Source organism: Embleya sp. NPDC025285 (genome assembly GCF_055558835.1).
Genome location: NZ_JBVHLU010000080.1, coordinates 21,676 through 39,036 on the forward strand (window position 1 = coordinate 21,676; position 17,361 = coordinate 39,036).

Here is a 17,361-nt window from a genome sequence, read left to right on the forward strand (position 1 = left end):
ATGACGCCCCCGACCGGCGGGCTCACAACAGGCCGCGGTCGTGCGCGTAGATCGCCGCGTGGGTGCGGTCACGCAGGCCCAGGCGGGCCAGGATCCGCGAGATGTGGTTCTTGACCGTGCCTTCGCTGAGGAACAGGCGGGCGGCGATCTCGCGATTGGTCGATCCGGTGGCGATCAGTCGCAGTACCTGTCTTTCCCGCTCGGTCAGCACGTCGGCATCCGGACCCGGCGTCGGCCCCGGTTCGCGATCGCTGTTCGACGCCTGCCCGTCGGGGCGCCCCGGCTCGTCGAGGCGCCCCGGCCCGTCGGCACGCGCCGGGTCCGGGCGGATCGGGCCGGCGGCCAGGCGCCGGATGATCGAGGCGTCCAGTTGGGCGACGCCGGCGCGGGCCAGCCGTACCGCGGCGGCCAGTTGCGCCGAGGGCAGGTTCTTGAGCAGGTAGCCGACCGCGCCCGCGCGCAGCGCGTCGGCCACGTACTCGTCGTCGTCGAACGTGGTCAGCATGACCACCCGGCACAGCGGCGCGCGTTCGCTCAGCAGCGCGACCGCGGTGACGCCGTCCATCACCGGCATCCGGACGTCCATCAGGATCACGTCCGGATGCTCGGCGCACGCGGTGTCCACCGCCTGACGACCGTCCGAGACCGCGCCGATCACCGTGATGCCGGGCTGGATGCCCAGCAGCGAGGCGATACCCTCGCGCACCAGTTCCTGGTCGTCGACCACCAACACCCGGACCGCTTCCTCCTCCTGGCCGCTCATCGCGTCGACGCCCCGGCGCGCACCGGAGCGCGCGGCACGGTCACGGTGACCACCGTGCCCCGCCCGGGTGCGGCGTCGACCTCGACCCGGCCGCCGAGCAGGTCGACCCGTTCGCGCATCGCCCGCAGGCCGAAGCCGTCCCGGGTACCCGGCACCCGGTCGCCAAGGTCGTCGCCGGGCGCGAAGCCGCGTCCGTCGCCGGGCGCGAAGCCGCGTCCGTCGTCGGCCACCACCAGCCGTGCCTCGCGTTCGCCGTACCGGGCGGACACCGCGACGTGTGCGGCGCCGGCGTGCCGATGCGCGTTGGTCAGTCCCTCCTGCGCGGCGCGGTAGAGCGCGGTGAGCGATTCGACGTGGTAGCCGAGTTCCTCGCCGGTCACGTCCAGGGTCACCCTGGCCGGCCCGCCGTCGACGTGCCGGACCAGGTCCGCGAGCGCCGCCGACAGTGAGAACGGCTCGCCCTCGTCCCGCAACGCCCGTACCGACACCCGGACTTCCTCGAGCGCTCGGCCTGCCGACCAGCGCGCGTCGGTGATCGCCCGCTCGGCGACCCTGGCGTCCAGGTCGCGGAACGCCGACGCCTTCTCCAACTGAATGGCGATCGCGGTGAGATGGTGGCCCAGTCCGTCGTGGAACTCGCGGGCCAGCCGATTGCGTTCCTGAGCCACCGACAACCGCTCGACCCGCGCCGCGTAGTCGGCCAACCGCGCGTGCGAATCCCGCAGTTCGCCCAACGTGTCCTCCAGTCGCACCCGACCCGCCTGCTCGCCCACCGCGATCGCGGCCATGGCGACGGCCAGCACCAGGCCCAGGCCGGACATCAGCAGGTCGGTGACGATGTCGGTGCGCAGATACCACTCGGGCACCCGCAGCAGGGTGCCGAGCAGGATCATTCCCACGCACACCGCGCTCAGCGCCACACCGACCCGCCGGCCGAAGGCGAAGTAGGCGGTGATCGGCACCAGGACGAACAGCGCCCGGGAGACCCCGGAGCGGTCGAGGCCGGCCGCCACCGCGAACAACGCGAGTCGGCCGATCAGCAACCACACGGCCGGCTGCGGCGGGGTGCGGACCGGGTGGCGGTGTACCTCCCACCGATCCAGGGCGATCAGGAGCAGCAGACACCCCACGAACCCGGCCGAGCGCAGCGGTCGGATCGGGCCGGCCTCGATCACCGCGCCGTACAGTCCGCCGATCAGCACGACGGCGTACACCGTGGGCGGCACCCAGGGCATGGGCCGGGACAACCCGGTGGGCGGGGCCGGCGGTGACGACGCGGTCATCTGGGTACCCCTGTTCGATCCCGGTGCGGTGCGCCGAACGATACCCGCGGCCGGCTCGCCCGGGACCGACGCGGCGCGGGTCGTGCCGAACCTTGGCCGAAGGTCATGTGCCGTTCGGCCGGCCCCCGCGTACCCCCTGCCGGGGTTGTGCGCGTCGTGGCCACTCGGCATCTGTGGCCCGGTGCCCGGCCCTTCCTAATCTCGCATTGCCGACTCCGGCTCCCCACCCCCTCCCTCCACGAAGGGCAGTTCCTTGCTGAAGACCACCCGCCCACTCGCCGTCGCCGCCGCGCTGCTGATGGCCGCGACGCTGGGCTCGACGGCGGCGAGCGCGGTGCCCGAGTCCGATTCGATCGCCGCGTCGCCGTGCAGGGTGCGCGTACCCGGCGCGGAGCGTGTGATCGGCGCATGCCTGGCCGATCTGACCACGGCCGGCACCGTCGCCTCCGGACACACCGACCCGAACGACTGGGCCGGCCTGGAGGCGCCCGGCACGGTCAACCCGTCGGGCGTCGAGGGCGTCCAGCTCGACGGCTACTTCCCGGACACCTCCACCACCAACACCAACCACGGTTGGAACCACGACAGCCAGTTCGTGATCCGGCTGCCGAAGAAGTGGAACGGCGGCCTGGTCGTCGCCGGCCCGCCCGGCCTGCGCGAGCAGTACGCCAACGATCGGCTGATCTCCGACCACGTGCTCGCGCAGGGCTTCGCCTACGCGGCCACCGACAAGGGCAACACCGGCGAGCTGATCTACCGGGACGGCCGACGCCCCGGCGACGCGATCGCGGAGTGGCACCGGCGGGTGGCGCAGTTGACCGTGGCCGCCAAGCGGGTCGCCGCGCGGCACTACGGTCGGCGGCCCGCGACGACCTACATGGCGGGCGCGTCCGCGGGCGGCTATCTGGTGCGCTGGCAGTTGGAGAACAACCCGGGCCTGTTCACCGGCGGCGTCGAATTGCACGGCGTGTTGTTCACGCCCGACTCGCCGAACATCCTGGACACCGCACCGGCCGCGCTGCGCGCCTACCCGAAGTTCCGCGACAACGTGCCGGGCGGCCTGGAGGAGATGCACGCGGCCGGCTACCCGGTCGGCTCCGAGAAGATCTGGGAATTCCACTACCGGAACCTGTGGGACTCGCTCCAGCGCACCATGCGCGAGGAGGTCGATCCCGGCTACGACGGCCCGAAGGAGGCCGGCACGCCGTTCTGCCCGCCGAACACGATCAAGGGGTGCGACACCGACTACGTGTACGCCGATCGCCCGGCCGCCGTGCACGAGGCGATCGAGAAGGTGTCGCTGACCGGACGGATCAAGCGTCCGCTGATCAGTCTCCAGGGCACGCTCGACGCGTTGTTGCCGATCACCAGGAGTGGTGACGTGTACGCGCGGATGGTCGACGACGCCGGGCGCGGCGGGATGCACCGCTACTACCGGGTCACCAACGGCACCCACGCGGACGGCCTGTACCGGGCCATGCCGACGGTGGTGCAGTCGATGTCCCCGTGCTTCGCCACGGCCTTCGACACGCTGGCCGCATGGACCCGGAACGGCACCCCGCCACCGGCGAGCCGCACCGTCCCGGCGGCGCCGGAGCAGGCAGACCGAATCAACGACTGCGGGTTGTGACCCCAGCCGGCACGCCGCCACCCGCGACCCGCCTTCGGCGCGGTCGCGGGTGGCGGTGCCGCGCTCAGTGCGCCGTCGCCACCGGCGCCCCGGGAGCCCGCTTGTCGATCGAGACTCCACCGGCGGCGACCGCCGGCTCCTCGACCGGCGCGGTCGCGGTGATCGCGTCGACCAGGTCACGGGAGGCGAGCGGCTCGACCGGTTCGCCCGCCAGCACCTTGCGCGCCCGGTCCCGGTCCAGCACGCCCTCCCACGAGGCCACCACAAGCGAGGCCACGCTGTTCCCGCACACGTTGGTCAGCGCCCGGCACTCGCTCATGAACTTGTCGATGCCGAACACCAGCATGATCCCGGCCACCGGCACGTGTCCCACCGTGGACAACGTCGCGGCCAGCACGATGAAGCCCGATCCGGTCACCCCGGCCGCACCCTTGGAGGTCAGCAACAGCACCGCCACCAGGCTCAGTTGTTGCCCCATGGACAGCGGGGTGTCGGTGGCCTGCGCGACGTAGAGCGCGGCCAGCGTCAGGTAGATGCAGGTCCCGTCGAGGTTGAACGAGTACCCGCTGGGCACGGTCAGACCGGCCACCTGCCGGGGCACGCCCAGGTTCTCCATCTTGGTGATCACCCGGGGCAACACGGTCTCGCTGGAAGAGGTGCCCAGCACGATCAGCAGTTCGTCCTTCATGTACCGCAGCAGGTGCAGGATGTTCAGCCGGATGGCCGCCATCACCAGGCCGAGTACCACCAGGACGAAGAACAGGCTCGTCCCGTAGAAGATCGCCACCAGCTTGCCCAGGCTGGTCAGCGTGTCGAGCCCGTACTTGCCGACGGTGAACGCCATCGCGCCGAACGCGCCGATCGGCGCCGCGTACATCACGATCCGCAGCACCGCGAACAGCACCCGGCCGGTGCGCTCCACGCCGATCGCGATGCCCTGCGCCGGGCGCCCGACCAGCTTGATCGCGATGCCGAACAGGACCGCGAAGAACAACACCTTGAGCACGTCGCCGTCGGCGAAGGCGCCGACCACACTGCTGGGCACCAGGTCGGTGAGGAAGTGCCACCAGGACTGCGCCTCACCCTTGTCGATGTAGCCCTGGGCGGCCTCGGAGACCTTCATCGAGCCGACGTCGGCGTGCACCCCGTCGCCGGGACGCAGCACGTTCATCACCACCAGGCCCAGGATCAGCGCGATGGTGGTCAGCGCCTCGAAGTAGACCAGCGACTTCCAGCCGATCCGGCCCGCGCCGCGCAGGCTGTCCACGCCCGCGATGCCGGTCACCACGGTGACGAAGATGATCGGCGTGATGATCATCTTGATCGCGTTGACGAACGTGTCGCCCAGCGGGCGAAGCTGCTCACCGGTGTGCGGCCAGGCGGCGCCGACCACGACACCGGCGACGATGCCGACCAGGACCCATACGTACAGCAGCGTGTACCAGGGGCGGCGCGCCGGCGCCTCGTCGGGCGGTGGGCCGGACGCGCCGGCGGCCTGGTCGGTGGTGGTGACCTGGGACATGAGGGGCCTCCCGGGGAGGATGTCGGGTCGAGCGGACGGGAACGCTGCGACACCGGGGCCTGGCCCGGTCGGGCGGGCGGCGGAAACATCGGCGAAACAGCGCGTTACGCGACGTAGATTGGCGTGGCACCGGTGTCCGTCGTCGATTACGCGCATTACGCGCACGATTGGATTCCCGCCGAATCGCCGGAAACCGGGTGAAATGCCGCCAGTGGCTCTCTTGCGGCACGGCCCGGGCGTCCGGTGATAATTCGCGCATGGCCAACCAGAGCATCGCTCGGCAGGTGCTGCTGTGGCAGCTCGCCCTCGTCCTGCTGCTCGTCGCGGCCGGCTCCGGTGTCGCGGTGCACGCCGTGCGCCGGTCCGGCGCGGAAACCGCCCGGGAGCGCGCGCTCGACGTGGCGCGCACGCTCGCCCGTGCGCCCGGCCTCGCCGAGGCCGCGACCGCCGGCGACCCGACCGTCCGGCTCCAGCCGATGGCCGAGGAGATCCGCAAGGAGAACGGCGTCGACTTCGTGGTGGTGATGAGCGTCGCCGGCATCCGCTACACCCACCCCGACCCGGCCAGGATCGGGCAGACCTTCCTCGGCCACATCGACGCCGCGGCCCACGGGCGGACCTCGACGGAGACCTACACCGGCTCGCTGGGCCCCTCCGTACGCGCCGTCGTCCCGGTCGCCGGCGCCGACGGTCGCCCCGTCGCGCTCGTCTCGGTCGGCGTCACCAATCGCCGCGTCGACGCGCTGGTCGGCGAGGACGTCCCACTGGTGCTCACGGTCGCCGCCGGCGCGCTGGTCGTGGCCTGCGCGGCGAGCGTGGCGGTGCACCACCGGCTGCGCCGGCAGACCCTGGGCCTGGGACCGGTCGAGCTGCGGCGCGTGTACGAACACCACGACGCGGTTCTGCACGCCGTGCGCGAGGGCCTGATCGTGGTGGACGCCGACGGCCGACTGGTGCTGGCCAACGACGAGGCCGTGCGGCTGCTCGCGCTGCCCACCGCACCCGAGGGGCGGCCCGTGCAGACCCTGGGCCTGGACGACACGCTGGCCGAAACACTCGCCGCCGGCCGCACCGTCACCGACGAGATCCACCTGTGCGGCACCCGCGCGCTCGCCGTCAACATCAGCCCCACCGGCCGGGACGGTCGGATGGTGGCCACCTTCCGCGACCACACCGAACTGCGGGCGCTGGTCGGCGAACTCGACCAGGTCAAGGGCTTCGCCGAGGCACTGCGCGCGTCCGCGCACGAGGCGGGCAACCGGCTGCACACCATCGTTGCGCTGGTCGAACTCGGCCGCGGCGAGGAGGCGATCCGGTTCGCCACCGGCGAACTGGCCGCCGCCCAGGACCTGGCCGACGAACTCACCGCCGCCGTGCACGAACCCGCCCTGGCCGCACTGCTGTTCGGCAAGCACGCGCAGGCCGCCGAACGCGGCGTGCAGTTGACCGTGACCGGCGGTCCGGCCGGCGCGGACGAGGCGGACCCCCTGGACGCGCTCGCCGCCCGATTCGAACCGCGGGACCTGGTCACCGTGTTGGGCAACCTGGTCGACAACGCGATCGACGCCGCGGTGTCCGCGCCGCCGCCGCGCACCGTACAGGTCACCATCGGCACGGATCCGGACGCGGCGGGCGCCCTGCTGTTGCGCGTCGCGGACAGCGGTCCCGGGATCGACGAACCGCTCACCGCGCGCGTGTTCGAGCGTGGTTGGAGCACCAAGGAGGGCTACGGATCCCAGGGCCGCGGCCTGGGCCTGGCCCTGGTCCGTGCCACGGTGGCCCGGCACGACGGCACCGTGGACGTCGACCGCGGCGACACCGGCGGCGCGGTGTTCACCGTCCGGCTGCCCGCACTGCCCGCCCAACGCCCGGGGGAGGAAGCGTGATCCGCACCCTGATCGTCGAGGACGACCCGGTCCTGGCCGAGGCGCACGCGGTCTTCACCGGCCGCGTCCCGGGTTTCACCGTGGTCGGCGTCACCGGCAGCGGCGCCGAGGCACTGCGCCTGCTGTCCACCCGGCCGGTCGACCTGATCCTGCTCGACCTCTACCTCCCGGACCTGCACGGCCTGGACCTGTGCCGGAGCATGCGCGCCCAGGGTCACGACGCCGATGTCATCGCCGTCACCTCGGCCCGGGACCTGCGGCTGGTGCGCTCGGCGGTGTCACTGGGCGTGGTGCAATACCTGCTCAAGCCGTTCTCGTTCGCCGCGTTCCGCGAACGCCTGGACGGCTACGCGGAATACCGCCGCCGGATCGGCGAGCCGAGCGCCGCGCCGACCGCCACCGGACAGCAGGAGGTCGATCAGGCGTTCGCCGCGCTGCGCCGGACCTTCGACGCGCCGCCGCTGCCCAAGGGCCTGGCCGCCGCGACGTTCGAGGCGATCGTCGCGCACCTGGGCACCGGCGCGGTGACCTCTGCCGCCGACATCGCCGACGCCCTCGGCATCTCCCGCCCGACCGCGCGCCGTTATCTGGACCACCTCTCCGCCCGCCGCCTGGTCTCCCGCGAACCGCGCTACGGCGGCGCCGGGCGCCCCGAGTACGTCTACCGCTGGCACACCCCACAACCGACAACCTCCGAACCACCGACACCGGGCTAGACCCGCCGAGAATTCCCCGGCCGACGCGGTCGACGCGGTCGACAGCTGTCGAACGGCGCCGCTCGCGGGTAGTGCGGTCACCCGTCGGTCAGGACTTGGCGGCGTCCGAGAGGCGGACGAACGTGTAGCCCTGCTACAGGAGTTCGGGTATGGCCAGGCGGATCCCGGCGGCGGTGCCGCCGCGCGGGGGGTTCATGTGGCCGATCACGACCGAGCCCGGGCGTACGCCCCGCATCGCCTTGCGCACCTGTTCCGGGGTGAAGGTGGCGCCGCCGTCCGCGTTGACCTGGAAGCCCGCGAAGCGTTCGCCGACGTCGGTGACGATGCGCGCCGCGACATCGTCGCAGTAGGCCGTCCCGGAGCGGAAGAACCGCGTGGGCCGGCCCAGCAGTTCGGTGGGCTTGGCGCGATTGCCGCAGATCTCGTCGTAGACCTCGCCCGCGTCCTTGGTGCCGGGAATCCCGTAGGCGGAGCGCCCGGACACCGACAACGGCAGGTGGCGGGTGCCGTGGTTGGCGATCTCGATGAGCGGATCGGCGGCCAACTGCCCGAGCGTGCAGAGGTTTTCGTCGACCCATCGGGAGTTTACGAACAGGGTCGCCGGTATCGAGCGTTCCCGCAGGAAGTCGACCAGCGCCTTGTCGTACTCGCTGCCCCCCCTTTGCCGCCGCACGCGTCGAGGTGAGCGCGGCCACCTTCGCGGTGCCCGGCAACCGGGACAACGATCCCGGCACCTCCAGGCCCCACCCGGCGGGCGGATGCCGGCCGTACCGGGCGATGATCTCCGCCCGGGTGGAACCGACGGGTGGCGGGCCGGCGGTGCGGCTCGGGTCCGGATCCGCGAGCACGGGTCGAGCCGCCGCCGGGACCGGCGGTGCCGTCGTCGTCGGCGACGCGGACTTGCCCGACTCCGAACACCCCACCAACAACCCGCCCAAGGCAGCCGCCAACACCGCACGTCGGCCCACGTCCATCGTGCCGTCCTCCGCATCCGCACGACGCCGGCCGTCGTATGAAGAACACCCTGGAAGATCATCGCCCCGGCCCGAACGACCGCGTGGCGGGGCGACGGTGTCCGCGCGGCGGGTTAGGGTCCGGGCATGGCAGCACACATCGATCTGACCCTGGATTGCACGAACGCACCGCTCCTGGCGGCCTTCTGGAAGACCGCTCTGGGCTACATCGACGAACCGCCGCCGGCGCCGTTCGAGACCCGCGAGGAATGGTTCGCGCAGTTCGATCTGCCGGAGGACGAGTCGGTGGACGACGCCGCGTGGTTGTGCGACCCGGACGGTGTGGGACCACGGTTGTCGATCCTCAAAGTCCCCGAACCCAAGACCGCGAAGAACCGCCTGCACCTCGACATCCGGGTACCCGGACACGGTTCCCCGCAGGAGCGCTGGGAACGGATCCGGATCGAGTCCGCGCGGTTGGTGGCGGCGGGCGGCAGCGTCCTGTACGAGGACACCGACCACCACATCGTGATGGCCGATCCCGAGGGCAACGAATTCTGCGTCGCCGCCGGCCCGGCGACAACCTGACCGACACCCCACCCGGCCCCGACGCGGCCCCGCCCCGACACCGACGCGGCGGTCGGGGCCGCAAGCAACCCGTTCGACTGTCACTACCGGTCAGTGGCCGGTTACCGATGGTTGACGAGGCCGGCGCGGCCGGGGTTTCATGCACCGGTGGGAGAACGTGTGCATGCCGACATATGGGGGCTCGCAGAGGCCATGGAGTTCATCGAACGAGGGCCGGAACTGGGCAGGTTACAAACCGCGTTGAAGGAGTGCGCCGCGGCGCAGGGCGGCATCGTCCTGGTCGAGGGAGCGGTCGGATGCGGCAAGAGCGAGACGCTCGCCTGGGCCGCCGAACAGGCCGCGAACGCGGGTGCGACCGTGCTGTCCGCCACCGCGCCGGCAGGCGGCGACGCTCGACCCCTGGCGCTCCTCGGCCAGTTCCGGGACGGTCCGGCCGTACCCCCGCGCCTTGCCCTCGCCCTCGAGCGGCTGGTCGACGACGGGGAAACCCCGCGTGCGGCCCGGCGATTGACCACCGCAGTACACGAGGTCGCGTCGCGCCGACCGGTGCTGGTGTGCGTCGACGACGTGCACCACGCCGATGTCGCCTCCGTGCAATGCCTGTTGCATCTGGCCCGGCACTCCGGCCGGACACGCGTGCTCGTGCTGCTCGCCCGCTCGCTCGACTTCGCCCTGCCGGACCCGCAGTCGGACACCGAGTTCCTGCGGTTGCCCGCCCTGGGCCGAATCCGGCTCGGCCCGTTGAGCCCGACCGGTGTGGCCGGCCTGCTGGCCGAGGGGTTCGATCCCCCGGGCCCGGGAAGGGCCGCAGAGTTCCACGAACTCACCGGCGGCAACCCCCTGTTGCTGCGCGCACTGCTGGCCGAGTCCCGGTCCTCGGGCGGATCCGGGGCAACTCCCGTGCCGGCGCCCGGCGGCCCGTACGGCCGAGCCGTGCTGACCTGCCTGCGTCGCGGCGGCACCGGGATGTGGCGGGTGGCCAAGGCCGCGGCAGTGCTGGACTCCGACGCGTCGGCGGAGGTACTGGGCCGGCTCGCCGGCACCACCCCGGAGGCCACCGCTCAGGCAGTGGGCGCGTTGGCCGGCGCCGGGCTGCTGACCGAGGGCCGCTTACGCCCCGCGGCCGCGAACGCGCTGTCGAACAGCCTGGATCCGGCCGAACACGGCGCGCTGCACCGCCGCGCGGCGAGCGTACTGCGGCACGAGGGCGCGGCGGCGGCCCGGATCGCGACCCATCTGCTCGCCGCCCGTGAGGTGCCCGACGACGACGCGTGGGCGGTGCGCGTGCTGCGCGAGGCCGCCGAGGAGGCCCTGGGCCGGGACCGGGCCCGCCGAGCGGTCGCGTGCCTGGAACTGGCCGCCGAGCAGTGCCGCGACCCCGCCCTGCGCGCAGAGACGCACGTGCGGCTCGCCGAGGTCACCTGGCGACTCAGCCCCGGTGCGGCCGAACAGCGCTGCCTGGGCGAACCGTTGACCGCGCTGGCGGTCGGCGACCTGCCGGTGTCGAGCATGACGCCGCTGGCACACCAGTTGCTCGCACACGGCCGACTCGACGCGGCCCGACAGGTCCTCGACCGGCTCAGGGAACGCACCGACCCCGGCGCGGAATGGGTCGACCACATCGACTCCGATCTGCCGCTGCCATGGGTTTCCCCCGCGCGTCCCGCCGCGCCGCCGCGCGATCACGCCGACCGTCTCGAGGCGGCCGAGCGGCGGTTGCGCGTGTCCGGGTTGACCGACGTCACCCTCTCCTCCCTCGTCGCGGCGCTGCGCCTGTTGATCGAACACGATCGCGCGGGCGTCGCGGAGGCCCACGGCCGGTCCCTGCTGACCGAGTCGCTCCGCCGAAAAGCCCCGGGCTGGCAGGCCGTGTTCGGGTCGGTATGCGCGGAGGCGGCGCTGCGTCAGGGCCGGTTGCCGGATGCCGAGACCTACGCCCTCGATGCGATGGACGCGCTGCCCGAGCGCGCCGGAAGCCTGTTCCTCGGCGGCCCGTTGGCGAGCCTGATCTGCGTGTACACCGCGATGGGCGACTACGAGGCCGCCGCGCGCCACGTGAACCAGCCGGTCGGCAAGGCCCTGTTCGCCGGCTTGCCCGGGCTCGCCTACCTGCGCGCCCGGGGCCGCTTCCTGCTGGCCACCGACCGGGTCCGGGCCGCTCTCGCCGACTTCCTCCAGGTGGCGTGGTTGGCCCACGCCTGGGACGTGGACCAACCGTTCCTGGTGCCCTGGCGCACCGATGCCGCCGAGGCCCTGCTGCGCCTCGACGAGACCGACCGTGCCCGGCAGTTGGTGGCGGAGCAACTACGCCTGTGCGGTCCCGGTGGCGGCCGGGTACGCGGCACCACGCTGCGACTGCGCGCGATGACCGTCGACGTCGCCGAGCGCCCGGCGCTGCTCGCCCAGGCGGTCGAGGCGCTGCGCCGCTCCGAGGACCCGTTGGAACTGGCCCGCACCCTGGAGGCGCTCGCCGAGTCGTACCGGGCACGGGCCGAGCCGGCCCGGGCGGCCACGCTCCAGTCCCGGGTCTGGCACCTGACCCGGGAGTGCGGCGCGCGCCCGCGCTCGCGCAACGTCTCGCACGCCTACGCCGACCTGATCGCCGGCAACGCCGGCGCCGCCGCGGCGGACCTGAGCGAGTCGGAGAAGCGCGTCGCCGCGCTGGCCGCGTCCGGGTACAGCAACCGGGGCATCGCCGAGGAGTTGTTCATCACGGTCAGCACCGTCGAGCAACACCTGACCCGGGTCTATCGCAAACTCGACATCAAGAACCGCCGGCAACTGCCCGGCCTGCTGCGGTCGAACCCGGATCGGTATCGACCCGGGCCGTGCCCGCACATCGCCACCACCACCGACCGAACCGGCTCGGATCTCGCCGGCTCAGACGCGCACCGGTAGCCCCATCGCCCGGGCGAGCAGGCCGCGACGCAGGTCGCCGCCGCCGCCGAGGCTCTCGGTCGGCGCCTCGCGCAGTCCGTGTCCGAACACCCCCTCGGCCGTCGTGCCCGTGCCCAGCGCGGCGGCCGGACCGAGCAGTTCGAGCACCATCGCGCCGAAGTCCGCCGCCAGTTCACCGCCCAGCGCGCCCGCCGTCAGCGCGTGCAGGCGCGCCGCGCCGTCGTCGGCGCCCGGCGTGCACACCGCTGCCGCCGCCAACAGGCGTACCGCCTGGATCCGCACGGCCAGTTCGGTCACCGCCGCCCGGGCCGCGGACCCGCGCGCTCCCGCCGCCGAGGCCGCTCCCGGTCCCGCGCGCAGCAGCGCGAGCAGGTCGACCAGTCCGCGATGCAGCGTGGCCGCGACGTCGCCGGCCACGGCCGAGGCGGCGGCGAAAGTGTCGGTGATCACCTCCCAACCACCGTGCACGGCACCGATCCTGGCGGTGTCCGGGACCCGGACCCGGTCGAGCAGGACGTCGCTGCCCGCCTCCCCCGCCGCGGTCCGATATGCCCGCACCCGTACACCCGGCGCGTCCAGCGGCACCAGGAAGACCGTGACGGCGGCCCGCAACGCCGCGGCGCCCGGTTGCGTACGCGCCGCCAGCCACAGGTACCGGGCCCGATGCGCGTCGGCGGTCCACAGTCGGTCGCCGGTCAGCGTCCAGTCGCCGGCGTCGTCGCGCACCGCGTCGACCCGCACCGCGGCCGGGTCGAACTCCTCGCGCACGGCCCGGTAGGCCGGCGCGATCCGCAGCGCGCCCCGGCGGATCGCGGGCAGCAGCCGCTCGCGCTGTTCCGGCGTACCGTGCCGGGCTATCGGCCCACCGAACAAGGTCGCGGTGGCCAGCGCGTCGACGACCGGCAGGCGATGCCGGCAGACCTCCTGGCGCAGCGCGAACCGCTCGGCGGGGGTGCCGCCGCTGCCGCCGTGCGCCGCGGACCAGCCCAGTGCGAACCAACCGTGTTCGGCCAACTCGGCCACCGCGTCGGGGTCGTCCCCCGGGTCGCCGACGGTCGGTGGGCAGGTCTGCCGACCGACGACCACCTTGCTCAACGCCTTGCGCAGGGCGTCCCCGTCCGGGCCGAGTCGCGGTTCCGGAAGTTCCGCCCCGGTGTGCGGGTCGTCGTCGAGCAGGCGATCGGCGACCTCGCCGCCGGGCGAGCCGAATCCGCCCAGGCAGGCCAGGTCGGCATGTACCCGCCGGAACAGCCACGGTGCCTCGTGTTCGTCGCAACAATCGGCCGAGAGCGGCGGGTGGTGCACGTCCGCGCGCAGGCGCGGGGCGATCCGGCGCACGTGTGCGACGGCCAGTTCGACGGCGATCACCCAGTCGGTGCCGCCCTCGGCGTACCGGCGCACCGCGTCCGCGATCAGCAGGTCGCCCGCGTCGAGTTCGATCCGGCCGTTCACGGCCCGCTCGCGGACCGCGCCGAACGCACCCACCCGCGCGTCGAATCGGGTGCGCGCGCGTGCGTGGGCCAGTGCGGACGTCGCGGCCCGCTCGGCGGCGCCGAACGCGCGTACGGCCAGGCCCAACCGCAGCAGGGCCACGACCCGGTCGGTCCGGTCCGCCGAGATCGCGCTGTACGCGAGCGCCGGACCGAGGCGGGCCCGGGACCACCTGGGCATCGCCAGTCCCTCGACCGGTTCCGCCGCCATGATCCGATACAGCCCCACCGGGCCGCCGCCGAACGGCAGGCGCATGACGTGCGTCGCCGCGTCGCCGGCCTCGATCAGGCAGTCCGCGCCGACCTCGGCCTCGTCCGGGCCGCCGCCCGGAAGCGCGGTCGCCACCCGGATGCCTCCGTCCCCGATGGCGCCGGCCAGGCCGATGTTGGCGGCAAACAGCCGGGTCGCGACGAACGCGTCCAGCACCGGCAATGGGCAAGCGGCCCGGCCCAGTTCGCGTGTCACGGCGACCGCGGCGGCGAGCGCGTCGGTGCCGCCGAGGTCGAACCAGCCGTGCACGGCGTCCACATCCCACAGCCGGTCCAGTTCCCCGGTGGGCGCGGCGCCGGCCCGACCCCAGTGCCGGGCGACCAGGGTCGCCGCGTTCCCGGCGAATTCCGCGACCTCGTCCCCGTACGACACGTCCATGGCGCGCTCCCTTCGGCGGTGTGTCCCGGGCGCGCGTTCGAGCCCGGATCCCCTCCGGCGGCCCACGCGAACGCCTCTGATCCGACCGGGAATCGCCGCGTCGACGCTGGGCACGTCGACGCGGCGGTCAACCGGTTGGCGTGATCAGCCTATGAACACGCAACGTAGTTGGGGAACCCCTGACTGTTACCCCTATCGGGCTGGGGTCGGCGGTCGGCACACCGAAGACGGCCTGTGCCCGGCGACATTCGCCCGTTGTCGGAATCTCGCCGCACCCTGATCCGGCCCGGGGCCGTCGCGATCGGGTCAGGTCCCCACCGGACTCGGGCAGACCCGGTTCTCCAGGCGCCGAACCGTCGTGGTCACCGACACCGGCGTCTCGGCTCCTCCCGACATGCCGCGGCTTGCGGCCGCCGCCGCGGTACACACGAGTTGGTCCAGCGCACTGTCGGCGAGCGAGTCGGAACCGGCCAGGTCGATCCGGATCGTGCCGCTCTGCACCGTCACCCGCGCGGGTCCGGCGTTCGCCGGGATGGTCGTTGTCACCCCGTTCCCGACCTCCTGCGCCGTGGGCCCCGCCAGCAGCAGGTCCAGCGCGGCCTGCGGACCGGCACCGGCGAGCGAGGTGCGCAGCGTGGGGCGCAGCCGGTGATCGGCGACCAGGTAGATGTACACACTGCCGGGATGCTCCGCGTCGGCGGGCGCGATCATGCCTGTGGCGGGCTCCCCCGCCTCCACCACGCCGGTGGTGGGAATGCCGCAGCCGACGCCGACCGCGAGGAGCAGCGCCGCGAGCAGTGGGTATCGGGCGGCCATCACGTATCCACTTCGGTTCGGGCCCGGGCGTACCGGGGCAGTTCCACGGTGAACAACGCTCCACCGTCGGGTCGGTTCGCCGCCCGGATCCGTCCGTCGTGCAGTCGCACGTTCTCCAGCGTGATCGCCATGCCCAGGCCGCTGCCGGCCGAGCGCGCGCGGGCCGAGTCGGCCTTGAAGAATCGCTCGAAGACCCGGTCCAGGATGTCGGCGGCGAGACCGGGGCCGCGGTCGGCGACCCGCAGCACGACCCACGGGCCGTCCGCCCGCCGCTCGCTGCTCAGGCTCACCTCGACCGGCGGCGCGCCGTGCCGCAGCGCGTTGCCCACCAGATTGGCCACCACCACGTCGAAGCGCCGGGGGTCGACCTCGGCCCGGATCCCGTCCGGCAGGTCGGTGACCACCGCGTCCGACCACGCCCGCGCGGCCAGGCAGCGGCGTACCGCCTCCGCCACGTCGAGTTCGTCCACGTTCAGCGCGGCGGCGCCGGCGTCGAAGCGGGAGATCTCCATCAGGTCGTCCACCAGCCGGGTGAGCTTGCCGGTCTCGGTGGAGACCAGGCGCAGCGCGGCGGCGGTGTCCGGATCCAGCTTCTCGGCGGCGGCGTCCTCGTCGAGCACGTCGATCACGGCGGCCATCGCGGCCAGCGGAGTGCGCAGTTCGTGCGAGACGTCGGCCGCGAAGCCGCGTGCTCTGGCCTCCATCGTCCGCAGCCGCGCCTCGTGTTCCTCCAGAGCCGCCGCAGTGTGGTTGAAGTCGCTCGCCAGTTCGGCGAGTTCGTCACCGCCCTTGACTTCCAACCGGGTGTCCAGGCGACCCTGCGCCAGGCGCCGGGTGGCCCGCTGGAGGGCGCGGACCGGCCGCAGTACGCCGCCGGCCACGATCAGGGCCGGGACCAGCGCGAGCAGGACCGCGGGGATCGCGCCGTTGCGCGCCGCCCGGACAAGGGCCGCCTCCTCCTGGACCTGGACGACCATCGAGGTGAATACGTAGACCTGCACTCCGGAGGCGACCCGGCCGTCGCGGTTGGCGAAGGTGATCGGTACGCCGACGGCGAGCGCGAGCATGCCGTGGTCGTCCACACGCTGGAACGCGGTCGAGACGTGGTCGGTGACGATCCTGCGCAACTCCCGCGGGATCGCGTCGGGAGTCGTCATGGAGTCGCTGGCCGCCCACAAGTCCCCGAACCTCACCAGGACGGTCCAGTGGTCGGTGTTGCCCCGGGTGTCCACCAGCGCGACGATCCGGTCGATCGCCGCCTGGTCCGGGGGGAAGGGCACGGACGGTGCGACCGCCTCGACCCGGTCGCGCACCGAGCGCACCACCGAGTCCTGGGTGCGTTGCAACATCGCGGTACGGGCTTCCCGATAGGTCAGCGCGGCCGTCGCGAGCGCGGCGAACGCGGCGACGAGCAGGCAGGCCGCGGCCAGTCGTACCCGTAGACCGCGCAGCCAGGCCAGCGGCCCGGTCACAGCGGCCCGAAGCGATAGCCGAACCCGCGTACGGTCTGGATGTAGCGGGCCGGCCGGTCCGGCTCCTCGATCTTGATCCGCAGCCGCTTGACGCACGCGTCGACCAGCCGACTGTCGCCGAGGTAGGGGTGTTCCCACACCGACTCCAACAACTGCCCACGGCTGAAGACCTGGCCGGGGGACGCCGACAGGGCGAGCAGCAGCCGCAGTTCGGAGGGGGCGAGGGCGACCGGCTGCCCGGCCTTGAGCACGGTCAGGGCGGTGCGATCCAGGGTCAGGTCCCCGTAGACCTCGCGCCGCCCGGCCGGGACGGCGGATTCGGTACGGCGCAGGACCGCGCGGATCCGTGCCTCCAGGACCCGGGCCTGGACCGGTTTGACCACGTAGTCGTCGGCGCCGGCCTCCAGGCCGACCACGACGTCCATGTCCTCGTTGCGCGCGGTGAGCATGATCACCGGCAGGGTGCCGGCCCTGCGGATCCGACGGCACACCTCGAAGCCGTCGATACCGGGCAACATCAGGTCGAGCACCACCAGGTCGGGAGCGAATCCGGCGACTCCCGCGAGGCCGTCCTCGCCGGTGTGCCGCACCTCGGTCGTGTGGCCCTGCCGGCGCAGGCCGATGGCCAGGCCCTCGGCCACGGCGGGGTCGTCTTCGATCAGGAGCACACGAACCATTGGTTCAGTATCGATCAG

At 73.0% G+C, this 17,361-nt stretch carries 13 protein-coding genes; 5 read left to right on the plus strand and 8 right to left on the minus strand.

Annotation, left to right across the window (positions count from 1 at the left end; genetic code table 11):
• Positions 1-22: 22 nt before the first annotated feature.
• Positions 23-763, minus strand: a complete 741-nt coding sequence (locus ACZ4FV_RS37815) for a response regulator (protein ID WP_395870274.1) — start codon at positions 761-763, stop codon at positions 23-25.
• Positions 760-2,046: a sensor histidine kinase gene (locus ACZ4FV_RS37820; RefSeq protein ID WP_465325109.1), complete on the minus strand. Its 1,287-nt coding sequence runs from the start codon at positions 2,044-2,046 to the stop codon at positions 760-762. The genes ACZ4FV_RS37815 and ACZ4FV_RS37820 overlap by 4 nt, the downstream gene beginning before the upstream one ends.
• 253 nt (positions 2,047-2,299) lie before the next feature.
• On the opposite strand from ACZ4FV_RS37820, the gene ACZ4FV_RS37825 reads away from it, so the two are divergent.
• Complete coding sequence (locus ACZ4FV_RS37825) at positions 2,300-3,676, plus strand: tannase/feruloyl esterase family alpha/beta hydrolase (RefSeq protein WP_465325111.1); 1,377 nt, start codon at positions 2,300-2,302, stop codon at positions 3,674-3,676.
• A 64-nt stretch (positions 3,677-3,740) separates the two neighbouring features.
• Here the strand turns inward: ACZ4FV_RS37825 and dctA are convergent, their stop codons facing one another.
• Positions 3,741-5,198: a C4-dicarboxylate transporter DctA gene (gene dctA / locus ACZ4FV_RS37830; protein ID WP_465325113.1), complete on the minus strand. Its 1,458-nt coding sequence runs from the start codon at positions 5,196-5,198 to the stop codon at positions 3,741-3,743.
• Between the two features lie 257 nt (positions 5,199-5,455).
• Between dctA and ACZ4FV_RS37835 the strand changes: the two genes are divergently transcribed.
• Positions 5,456-7,084 (plus strand): sensor histidine kinase, encoded by a 1,629-nt coding sequence (locus ACZ4FV_RS37835; protein ID WP_402237478.1) that lies wholly within the window; start codon positions 5,456-5,458, stop codon positions 7,082-7,084.
• A complete protein-coding gene (locus ACZ4FV_RS37840) occupies positions 7,081-7,800 on the plus strand; it encodes a response regulator (RefSeq protein WP_395870284.1) in 720 nt (239 codons plus the stop codon). The genes ACZ4FV_RS37835 and ACZ4FV_RS37840 overlap by 4 nt, the downstream gene beginning before the upstream one ends.
• 133 nt (positions 7,801-7,933) lie before the next feature.
• On the opposite strand, the gene ACZ4FV_RS37845 is transcribed toward ACZ4FV_RS37840, so the two are convergent.
• Entirely contained in the window at positions 7,934-8,473 is a 540-nt protein-coding gene (locus ACZ4FV_RS37845) for a polysaccharide deacetylase family protein (RefSeq protein ID WP_465325115.1), read from the minus strand.
• 427 nt (positions 8,474-8,900) lie between these two features.
• Between ACZ4FV_RS37845 and ACZ4FV_RS37850 the strand changes: the two genes are divergently transcribed.
• Complete coding sequence (locus ACZ4FV_RS37850; RefSeq protein WP_395870288.1) at positions 8,901-9,341, plus strand: VOC family protein; 441 nt, start codon at positions 8,901-8,903, stop codon at positions 9,339-9,341.
• Between the two features lie 159 nt (positions 9,342-9,500).
• Entirely contained in the window at positions 9,501-12,239 is a 2,739-nt protein-coding gene (locus tag ACZ4FV_RS37855) for a helix-turn-helix transcriptional regulator (RefSeq protein ID WP_465325118.1), read from the plus strand.
• Here ACZ4FV_RS37855 and ACZ4FV_RS37860 read toward each other — a convergent pair.
• The 4 genes from ACZ4FV_RS37860 to ACZ4FV_RS37875 form a co-directional block, all read right to left on the minus strand.
• Positions 12,222-14,378 carry an acyl-CoA dehydrogenase family protein gene (locus ACZ4FV_RS37860; protein WP_465325120.1) on the minus strand — a complete coding sequence of 719 codons (2,157 nt, stop codon included), beginning with the start codon at positions 14,376-14,378 and terminating at the stop codon, positions 12,222-12,224. The two genes, ACZ4FV_RS37855 and ACZ4FV_RS37860, sit on opposite strands and share 18 nt — an antisense overlap.
• 306 nt (positions 14,379-14,684) lie before the next feature.
• Entirely contained in the window at positions 14,685-15,194 is a 510-nt protein-coding gene (locus tag ACZ4FV_RS37865; protein ID WP_395870294.1) for a GerMN domain-containing protein, read from the minus strand.
• On the minus strand, positions 15,194-16,666 hold the full coding sequence (locus ACZ4FV_RS37870; protein ID WP_395870296.1) for an ATP-binding protein: 1,473 nt from the start codon (positions 16,664-16,666) through the stop codon (positions 15,194-15,196). The genes ACZ4FV_RS37865 and ACZ4FV_RS37870 overlap by 1 nt, the downstream gene beginning before the upstream one ends.
• Positions 16,663-17,343, minus strand: coding sequence for a response regulator (locus ACZ4FV_RS37875; RefSeq protein WP_395870298.1), 681 nt, complete (start codon positions 17,341-17,343; stop codon positions 16,663-16,665). The genes ACZ4FV_RS37870 and ACZ4FV_RS37875 overlap by 4 nt, the downstream gene beginning before the upstream one ends.
• Positions 17,344-17,361 lie beyond the last annotated feature (18 nt).

Excerpts from the sequence above, each read along its gene's own strand:
- ACZ4FV_RS37815 (WP_395870274.1), bottom strand. The coding sequence starts at position 763 with ATGAGCGGCCAGGAGGAGGAAGCGGTCCGGGTGTTGGTGGTCGACGAC.
- ACZ4FV_RS37835 (WP_402237478.1), top strand. The coding sequence starts at position 5,456 with ATGGCCAACCAGAGCATCGCTCGGCAGGTGCTGCTGTGGCAGCTCGCC.
- ACZ4FV_RS37820 (WP_465325109.1), bottom strand. The coding sequence starts at position 2,046 with ATGACCGCGTCGTCACCGCCGGCCCCGCCCACCGGGTTGTCCCGGCCC.
- ACZ4FV_RS37850 (WP_395870288.1), top strand. The coding sequence starts at position 8,901 with ATGGCAGCACACATCGATCTGACCCTGGATTGCACGAACGCACCGCTC.
- ACZ4FV_RS37865 (WP_395870294.1), bottom strand. The coding sequence starts at position 15,194 with ATGGCCGCCCGATACCCACTGCTCGCGGCGCTGCTCCTCGCGGTCGGC.
- dctA (WP_465325113.1), bottom strand. The coding sequence starts at position 5,198 with ATGTCCCAGGTCACCACCACCGACCAGGCCGCCGGCGCGTCCGGCCCA.
- ACZ4FV_RS37875 (WP_395870298.1), bottom strand. The coding sequence starts at position 17,343 with ATGGTTCGTGTGCTCCTGATCGAAGACGACCCCGCCGTGGCCGAGGGC.
- ACZ4FV_RS37860 (WP_465325120.1), bottom strand. The coding sequence starts at position 14,378 with ATGGACGTGTCGTACGGGGACGAGGTCGCGGAATTCGCCGGGAACGCG.